This is a genomic window from Yersinia sp. LJYL362 (genome assembly GCF_048323875.1).
Genome location: NZ_JBLWEX010000040.1, coordinates 1 through 8,870 on the forward strand (window position 1 = coordinate 1; position 8,870 = coordinate 8,870).

Here is an 8,870-nt window from a genome sequence, read left to right on the forward strand (position 1 = left end):
GATTTTCACCCAGTATATCAATGCCGACTTCTTCCTTTACTTCGCGCTGGGCGGTTTCCAACGGCGTTTCATCACCTTCCAGACTGCCGGTGACCGACTGCCAAAAATCAGGATCATCACGCCGTTGCAACATCAACACCCGGCCACTGTTTTTGGCGTAGATCACCGCCAAAATAGACTCAGGCCGTTTATAATTCATTACTGATTCTCTTCTGCCGAGCTATCAGTGGCCCCTTTCTTCGCTACCACGCTGATAGACAGCTCTTGCAGTGAAGCAGGATTGGCAAAACTAGGTGCATCAGTCATCAGACAAGCCGCCGCCGTGGTTTTCGGGAAGGCAATCACATCACGAATGTTATCTGTGCCGGTCAACAGCATCACCAGGCGATCCAAACCAAACGCCAGGCCCGCATGCGGTGGAGTACCGTATTTCAAAGCATCCAGCAGGAAGCCAAACTTCTCGCGCTGCTCTTCTTCATTGATACCCAGAATGCCAAACACTTGCTGCTGCATTTCAGTACGGTGAATACGCACTGAGCCGCCACCCACTTCATAGCCGTTAATGACCATATCGTAAGCATTGGCGATAGCGGTGGTTGGGGCCGCAGCCAATTGCTCTGGGCTCATGTCTTTCGGCGCAGTGAACGGATGATGCATGGCAGACAAGCCGCCTTCGCTATCGTCTTCGAACATTGGGAAGTCAACTACCCACAGCGGTGCCCATGAATCCAGTTTGGTCAATGCCAGGTCACGGCCGACTTTTAGACGCAACGCGCCCATCGCATCCGTCACCACTTTAAAGCTGTCAGCACCAAAGAACAGGATATCGCCGCTTTCAGCCTGAGTGCGGGCCAGAATAGCTTCCAACACATCAGCACTGAGGAACTTCGCGATTGGGCTTTGTACCCCCTCAACGCCCGCAGCACGATCATTAACTTTCAACCATGCCAAGCCTTTCGCACCATAAATACCGACAAACTGACCGTATTCGTCAATTTGCTTACGCGTGACCTGTGCGCCACCCGGTACCCGCAATGCTGCGACGCGGCCTTTGGCATCATTGGCTGGGCCGGAGAAGACTTTAAACTCAACATCTTTAACTAAATCAGCGACATCTACCAATTCCATTGGGTTGCGCAGATCGGGTTTATCCGAACCGTAGCGGCGCATAGCTTCGGCAAAGGTCATCACCGGGAAATCACCCAGATCCACACCTTTGGTTTCCTGCCACAATTCGCGTACCAATTTCTCCATCACTTCACGCACTTGGTCGGCGGTCATGAAAGAGGTTTCAACATCTATCTGAGTAAATTCTGGTTGACGGTCAGCACGTAAATCTTCATCACGGAAGCATTTTACAATCTGATAGTAGCGGTCAAAACCGGACATCATCAGCAGTTGTTTGAACAGTTGCGGTGACTGTGGCAGTGCATAAAACTTGCCTTTATGGACGCGGCTTGGCACCAGATAGTCACGCGCACCTTCCGGTGTCGCTTTGGTCAGCATCGGGGTTTCAATATCCAGGAAACCGTGGCTGTCCATGAAGCGGCGCACAAAGCTGGTAATTTTAGCGCGCGTTTTCAGGCGATCGGCCATCTCAGGGCGACGCAAATCCAGATAGCGATATTTCAGGCGCTGCTCTTCGCTGTTAGTCTGATTTGAGTCCAGGGGCAACGGCTCAGAACGGTTAATGATATTCAGTGTATTAGCAAAGATTTCCACTTCACCGGTCGACATATCTTTATTGATTTGGCTGTCAGGACGTGCGCGCACAGTACCGGTAATCTGGATACAGAACTCATTGCGCAGTTCAGAAGCTTGCTCGTAAGCGGCTTTATGATCGGGATCGAAGAATACCTGAACAATGCCTTCACGGTCGCGCATATCAATAAAAATCAGGCCACCGAGATCACGACGACGGTTAACCCAACCACAAAGTGTCACTTCTTGGCCTACATGAGACAGATTCAACTGCCCGCAATACTCAGTACGCATACGATATCCTTTTACTCAGCCGATGCCGCACGCGTTATGTACTGTCCGTGCGGCTGTTTTCTTAGGTATTCTGGATTAAAAAGTGTTGAAAAAAGTGAGTCATTATAAAGGAAATTCATGGCGTAGATAAGAGCGAACGTAGCGCTCTGGCACGACAAAATCTCTTTCAGTGCTGTTTTCACACATCATTTAACAAAATTATCCCCTCATAGGGGCTACCCGATAACATATGTTGGCATAAACTGGTCAGCAGATTAAGTCTGTCATCCGGAAATTCCCCAAATGATATCGAGGCATAACACCATGAAACTTGATGCAAAAACCACCGCGCTGGTATTGATTGATTTACAGCAGGGGATCTTACCCTACGCCAAAGGCCCTTACAGTGCCGAACAGGTTGTCGCGACCAATTCTCACCTGGCAGAACACTTTCGCAAGCTCGGTGCACCGGTGGTCTTCGTGCGCGTAGGTTGGTCAGATTCATTTGCTGACGCGCTGAAACAACCGGTCGATCAGCCCAGCCCAAGCCCGGCCGGGGTGGTACCTGAGTCATGGTGGACTTTCCCGCCAGAGCTTGAAGTTACAGATAACGACATTAAAGTGGTAAAACACCAATGGGGCGCGTTTTACGGTACCGATTTAGATTTACAACTGCGTCGCCGCGGGATCAAAACCATCGTACTGGCGGGTATCGCCACTAATATTGGTGTCGAATCTACCGCCCGGGCCGCCTGGGAGCACGGTTATGAACTAGTGATTGCAGAAGATGGTTGCAGTACTGCCAGCGCTGAAATGCAGCAATTCGCGGTTGAAAAAATCTTCCCGCGGATCTCCCGCGTACGCAATAGCGCCGATATCCTTAAAGCCCTGAGCGCGTAACGTTAAATTTGTGCTAACTGCGACTTGTAACGCCAAGTTAAGAAGAGTTTACCCAAATTAATTGGTGTTACAGCCAGGCAGCAAATGAATAAATCCCGATGAGCTGACGTTGGTCAGTGATTCGGGTGCGTGAATGCAGCTAACAACGCTGTAGCGCCAAGTCAGAAGGGTTTACCCAAATTAATTGGTGTTACAGCTAGGCAGCAAATGAATAAATCCCGATGAGCTGACGTTGGTCAGTGATTCGGGTGAATGAGCGCCGCTAACAACGCGGCACCGTCAAAAAGAAATATCCAAACTAGTTGACGTTGCGGCTAGGCAGCAAGCAAGTGAATCCCGATGAGCTGACGCTGGTCAGTGATTCGGGTGAATGAGCGCCGCTAACAACGCGGCAGCGTCAAATAGGAAGGATATTGATGTATATAGGACTGCCGCAATGGCAACACCCAACCTGGCACCGATTGGGTATCAAGGACTTGGCTGATTACAGTCGCTACTTTAACTGTGTTGAAGGGAATACTACTTTTTATGCACTGCCACGGCTGGAAATAGTACAACGCTGGCGCGATATGACACCCGATAACTTCCGCTTTTGCTTTAAATTCCCGGCGTCAATCAGCCATCAAGCAGCTCTGCGTGACTGTGATAAAGATTTGCAGGCTTTCTACCAATGTTTGTCCCCTTTGCACCACCGTATTGGCCAATTATGGTTACAGTTACCCGCCGCTTTCGGGCCAAACGAACTCCATCGTTTATGGCAATTTATCGATAAATTGCCCATGGGTTTCCATTATGGCGTGGAAGTGCGTCACCCAGAATTTTTTGCCAAAGGTGATGCCGAACGCGCACTCAATCAGGGCTTACACCAGCGAGCAGTCAATCGCGTGATGCTGGATAGTCGCCCTATTCATGCAGCAAAGCCTCTGACTGAAGCCGTTCGGGATGCGCAAAGCAAGAAACCGCGCCTACCTGTGCATGCTGTCGTCACCGGCAGCCAGCCATTGGTGCGCTTTATTGGTGGCGACCAATTGGATGATAATTTAGCGTTGTTCTCGCCTTGGCTACAAAAACTGCCGCAGTGGGAACCACTGTATCAGCCCTATGTTTTCATTCACACGCCAGATAACAGCGACTCCCCCCAGCAGGCACAAAAGATTTGGCAGCAATTAGCCGCCGTAATGACCACCTTGCCCCCAGCCCCTGATTGGCCGGAGCAAGATACGCTGTTCTAATCCTGTTTGTCTGTTTTTCAGCCGAACACATCTTTGCCCGCGGGTCATGCTTATCCCGTGGCACAAGTTCATATTTCCAAACACTAAACCGAGTATCAAGAAATGTGATTCCTGCCATTTTTGTAGCGACAGTAACCCGGTAGGCGGTTATCATTATCTGGCCAGTCTATGGTTGGGCAATGGAGTTAAAAATGGTTAGCTCGCTTTATGTGGTGTTGGGCGCACTGTTATTGATCAAGCTTTCATTTGATGTGGTTAAATTGAGACATCAGTACCGAGTCGCTTATGGCGACGGCGGTTTCTATGAATTACAAACCGCCATCCGCGTACATGGTAACGCTGTAGAATATATTCCTATTGCTGTCATTTTACTCATTATGATGGAAATGAACGGTGCTGAAACATGGATGCTCCATATCTGTGGATTGATGCTGATAATTGGCCGCCTGCTACATTATTATGGTTTACGCCATCGAGAAATTCGCTGGCGACGCTCTGGGATGAGTGCCACCTATGTTTCGTTGGTTTTGATGATTATTGCTAATATTTACTATTTACCTTGGGATCAGATTTTCAGCCTGACCTGATAGGTTTGGGTGGATTGTTATTCGGTTCCCAAACGGAACACGGTAAGTTCGGGCGGCTAACTGCCGCCTTCATGCTGACTCTCACCTATCTGTTGTTCACCCGCCGCTTTATCGCGCTCATCTGTTCCGTTTTCTGTTATAATATGCGCCTTTAATTTCTTGTTCATTTCTTACTTAGTCAATGACAGCCATGCCAAAACGCGATACGCAATCTCTACATGATACGCAGCAGCAGCCTGGGCCAGCAGCGCCACAGCGTGATAGCCTGTTTGCTGCCCCTATTGCCCAGTTAGGTGACTGGACTTTCGACGAAAAGGTCGCTGAAGTCTTCCCTGATATGATAAGCCGATCGGTGCCCGGTTATTCCAACATCATCTCGATGATAGGCATGCTGGCTGAGCGTTTTGTGCAACCCCATAGCCAGATTTACGATCTGGGCTGTTCGCTCGGTGCAGCGACACTGTCAATGCGCCGCAATATCAAAGCCGAAGGCTGCAAAATTATTGCCGTGGACAACTCACCGGCAATGGTTGAACGCTGCCGCCGTCATATCGATGCCTTTCGCGCCGAAACACCGGTGGAAGTGGTGGAATCCGATATTTTGGATATTCAGCTCGAGAATGCCTCAATGGTGGTGCTTAACTTCACGCTGCAATTCCTGGAGCCAGCGGATCGCCAACGGCTGCTCAATCAGGTATACCAAGGGCTACGCCCCGGTGGCGCGTTGGTACTGTCAGAGAAATTCAACTTTGAAGATAATGATATTGGCGAATTACTGTTCAATATGCATCATGATTTTAAGCGTGCGAATGGCTATAGCGAGCTGGAAATTAGCCAGAAACGTAGCATGTTGGAGCATGTCATGCTGACGGATTCGGTTGAAACCCATAAAAAGCGTCTGCATCAGGCCGGTTTCGAACACGCGGAAGTGTGGTTCCAATGTTTTAATTTTGGTTCGTTAATTGCCCTGAAAGCGGGAGAGGCTCAATGATTGAATTTGGCGATTTTTACCGGCTGATTGCCAAAGGCCCGCTAAGCCCATGGCTAGACACCCTGCCCGCCCAGCTCAGTGCCTGGCAGCGCGAATCATTACACGGTAAGTTTAAAACCTGGTTTAATGCCGTTGAGCACTTGCCGCAGCTCACGCCAACCTCACTGGATTTACGCGAGAGTGTGCGGGCAGAGATGTCGCCGCCAATTTCAGCTGGCCAGCGTGAAGGGATGGAAAACATGTTGCGCGCCCTGATGCCCTGGCGCAAAGGCCCCTTCTCTTTGTACGGGTTAGATATTGATACTGAATGGCGTTCCGACTGGAAATGGCAGCGAGTTTTGCCACACATCAGTCCACTGGCGGGTCGCACTATACTGGATGTCGGGTGTGGCAGCGGATATCACTTATGGCGCATGATTGGCGAAGGTGCTCATCTGGCGGTGGGTATCGACCCAATGCAGCTATTTTTATGCCAGTTTGAAGCTATTCGTAAATTGCTCGGGGGTGACCAGCGCGCCCATGTGTTGCCACTGGGTATTGAACAACTGCCGGAACTGGCGGCCTTTGATACCGTATTTTCAATGGGCGTGCTGTATCATCGCCGCTCACCGCTGGATCACCTCTATCAACTCAAAAATCAGTTAGTTAATGAAGGGGAACTGGTACTTGAAACATTAGTGGTTGAAGGTAATAGCCAGCAGGTATTAGTGCCCGGCGATCGCTATGCCCAGATGCGAAATGTGTACTTTATTCCATCAGCCCCGGCCCTAAAGGGCTGGCTGGAAAAATGCGGGTTTGTCGATGTCAGAATTGCCGATATGGCCGTGACCACTACCGATGAGCAACGCCGTACCGATTGGATGACCAGCGAGTCATTAACTGAATTCCTCGATTCGAACGATCCGACTAAGACGGTTGAAGGTTATCCAGCCCCACTCCGCGCGGTGCTTATCGCCCGTAAACCCTAAAAAACCCCGGTCTGATTGGCCGGGGCATTAACAACTTCAGCATTTTAGGTGCGCAAAATTTAAGCAGATTGCGGTAACGGCGCGCCCATCTCCAACAAATTCCTCATGTCTTTGACCACTTCACCATCCACACAATAATGAGCAAACTCATCGACATCACTGTCCGCGCACATGGTTACACCCGCTTTGCGGTATTTCATGGTTGACGGCACAGTTCGGCCAGCAGAACTGTGAAGCTCTCGAATACCGGCATCAATAAATTTCTGCATATTGGTGAGACGAACCCCCGCCCCGGCCATGATAATCGGTCCTTGCCCCTGAGTGGCGGCAACTAAATCTTTCAATAATGCCAGCCCCAACTCAGCATTCTGTTGCTGACCTGAGGTTAAAATTCGCGCCACATTCAGATCCGCTAATTGTTGTAACGCAATCATTGGGTTCTGACACATATCAAATGCCCGATGGAAAGTGACCGCCAATGAGCCACTAATAGACATAATTTCTCGCATCCGGCGCATATCAATGTGACCATCAATATCCAGCACGCCCACCACTACCCCGGCAAACCCCATATCACGGATGCGGGCAATATCATTTTTAATGATGGCGAAATCATTGTCGCTGTAGCAAAAATCCCCCCCGCGCGGGCGGACGATTGGGTGAACGGGAATGGTAACCGTCTCTCTGGCCTGCATTAATGCACCGATGCTCGGCGTTAAGCCCCCTTCGGACTGACCGCAGCATAATTCAATCCGGTCGGCTCCTGCCTCTTGTGCCACCTGCGCACAATCAACGCTGTAGCAACATATTTCCAATGTAGTCATTCTCTTCCCCCGTTTGACGGATGCCACTGCGGCAGTATTATTTTTCGGCAAATAAGTTTTAATTAAATAATTCTACTATTGAATAAATAAACGCCGAATAATGCTCTCAAGCTAAAACAGAATTTAATCAAGCATGCTAAAGCATTCACTATGGCACTCATTTTGAATCTATGAGTAGACGCCAGTCACAGTGATAACCATAAGTGATAGTCGGTATTGAAATAAATAACCCATATACGTTAGCCATTGCGTTCACTATCGACAATTTGTCGCAAAGTATAAGGGTGAAACTTAATGGTTATCTCACCATCACTCACCGCCAATGTCGGATTAGCTAAGCGCTCATGCTCGCCTTGCGGAGCACTAAACTTAGTCGTAACCCCCGCTGGCAGGGTAGCCGGTAATAAGGCGCGAGCGCGCTGCATCAAGGTTTGTGGGTCACCCGGCAGTACCAGTTCAACATGTTCCCACCCTTCATGGGGATAATATGTTTTCCCCGGATAAGGCAATTCCACACAATCTATTTGCCAGGGCCCAACGGCCAGTGGTTGCGTTAAATCGAACAGGCAAATGGGCCGGCCATTAATTTGTGTCTCGGACATCAAATGACCACATTGTTGTAAACCACTGCGCCAGCGTTGTGCCGTTTCTGTTTGATGACACCGCAATGAAATATGGTCAGCACTGAATAGCGTCAAATCCAGATTTAATTTAGCCGCGAAAACAACCAGCTTGTGCTCAAAATAGGGCAAGTCCATTAATAAGTCCGATAATTCGGCGCTATCTTTCAGGCTGCTCATTTTATTCTCCTGTTAACGGTTATTTCCGGTATTGAAGCGGCCATAATCTACAGTTATTAGTTCTAATCAGCCATATTTAATCTATACCCGTCATACTTCAAGCTGCATGTGCGTTGGCTGCTCTCGCTCACCTGAATCATCCAGGGTATATACATTCAATAATCCGCTATTCCATTTACGCCAGTAACCACTGGCCTGATGCTGACGTCGGGGGCCAAATATGGTATAAATCCTGCCATCTTGTGACTCACGCTCTGCCAACCCCTCCCGTTCCTTGCGTGATAGGGTTTTGGCCCCGTTTGAATTAACTGGCACAGAGATGCTCGTGAGCGTCATTAATGTGTTTTTTTGTGCGTAATTAAGGTAACCCGGTGAATATTCAGGCTCTTCTCTCAGATAAAGTCAGCCAGGCGCTGATGGCAGCAGGTGCTCCAGCAGGCAGCGAACCTCAGGTTCGCCAATCTGCTAAAGCTCAATTTGGCGATTATCAAGCTAACGGTGTGATGGCCATTGCCAAAAAACTTGGCATGCAGCCCCGACAACTGGCAGAAAAAGTCATTGAACTGCTCGATCTTGACGGTATTGCCAGCAAAG

10 protein-coding genes and 1 pseudogene are annotated in these 8,870 nt (G+C 49.3%); 6 read left to right on the plus strand and 5 right to left on the minus strand.

Features of this window, described 5'->3' with window-relative positions; all coding sequences use genetic code 11:
* Positions 1-199, minus strand: a 199-nt coding sequence (locus ACNSO8_RS01605; RefSeq protein ID WP_418393621.1) for an NUDIX domain-containing protein, incomplete at its 3' end; no start/stop codon positions are given.
* Entirely contained in the window at positions 199-1,995 is a 1,797-nt protein-coding gene (gene aspS, locus ACNSO8_RS01610) for an aspartate--tRNA ligase (protein WP_418393622.1), read from the minus strand. The genes aspS and ACNSO8_RS01605, both read right to left, overlap by 1 nt.
* Before the next feature lie 303 nt (positions 1,996-2,298).
* On the opposite strand from aspS, the gene ACNSO8_RS01615 reads away from it, so the two are divergent.
* The 5 genes from ACNSO8_RS01615 (at position 2,299) to cmoB (ending at position 6,652) form a co-directional block, all read left to right on the plus strand.
* The gene (locus ACNSO8_RS01615) at positions 2,299-2,874 is read left to right on the plus strand and encodes a hydrolase (protein ID WP_418393623.1); all 576 of its coding nucleotides are present in this window, start codon (positions 2,299-2,301) and stop codon (positions 2,872-2,874) included.
* 416 nt (positions 2,875-3,290) lie between these two features.
* On the plus strand, positions 3,291-4,106 hold the full coding sequence (locus ACNSO8_RS01620) for a DUF72 domain-containing protein (protein ID WP_418393624.1): 816 nt from the start codon (positions 3,291-3,293) through the stop codon (positions 4,104-4,106).
* A gap of 191 nt (positions 4,107-4,297) precedes the next feature.
* Positions 4,298-4,693 (plus strand): MAPEG family protein, encoded by a 396-nt coding sequence (locus tag ACNSO8_RS01625; RefSeq protein ID WP_418393625.1) that lies wholly within the window; start codon positions 4,298-4,300, stop codon positions 4,691-4,693.
* 190 nt (positions 4,694-4,883) lie between these two features.
* A complete protein-coding gene (gene cmoA, locus ACNSO8_RS01630; protein WP_418393626.1) occupies positions 4,884-5,684 on the plus strand; it encodes a carboxy-S-adenosyl-L-methionine synthase CmoA in 801 nt (266 codons plus the stop codon).
* Positions 5,681-6,652 (plus strand): tRNA 5-methoxyuridine(34)/uridine 5-oxyacetic acid(34) synthase CmoB, encoded by a 972-nt coding sequence (gene cmoB / locus ACNSO8_RS01635; RefSeq protein ID WP_418393627.1) that lies wholly within the window; start codon positions 5,681-5,683, stop codon positions 6,650-6,652. Before cmoA ends, cmoB begins: the two co-directional genes overlap by 4 nt.
* A gap of 59 nt (positions 6,653-6,711) precedes the next feature.
* Here cmoB and cutC read toward each other — a convergent pair whose 3' ends face one another.
* From cutC to ACNSO8_RS01650, 3 genes are all read right to left on the minus strand, one after another.
* On the minus strand, positions 6,712-7,476 hold the full coding sequence (cutC, locus tag ACNSO8_RS01640) for a copper homeostasis protein CutC (protein WP_418393628.1): 765 nt from the start codon (positions 7,474-7,476) through the stop codon (positions 6,712-6,714).
* 239 nt (positions 7,477-7,715) lie between these two features.
* The gene (locus ACNSO8_RS01645) at positions 7,716-8,276 is read right to left on the minus strand and encodes a VOC family protein (protein WP_418393629.1); all 561 of its coding nucleotides are present in this window, start codon (positions 8,274-8,276) and stop codon (positions 7,716-7,718) included.
* Between the two features lie 90 nt (positions 8,277-8,366).
* Positions 8,367-8,591, minus strand: a complete 225-nt coding sequence (locus ACNSO8_RS01650; protein ID WP_418393630.1) for a hypothetical protein — start codon at positions 8,589-8,591, stop codon at positions 8,367-8,369.
* Positions 8,592-8,647: 56 nt separating this feature from the next.
* On the opposite strand from ACNSO8_RS01650, the pseudogene ACNSO8_RS01655 reads away from it, so the two are divergent.
* A pseudogene (locus ACNSO8_RS01655) lies at positions 8,648-8,870 on the plus strand (arginine--tRNA ligase); the annotation flags it as partial.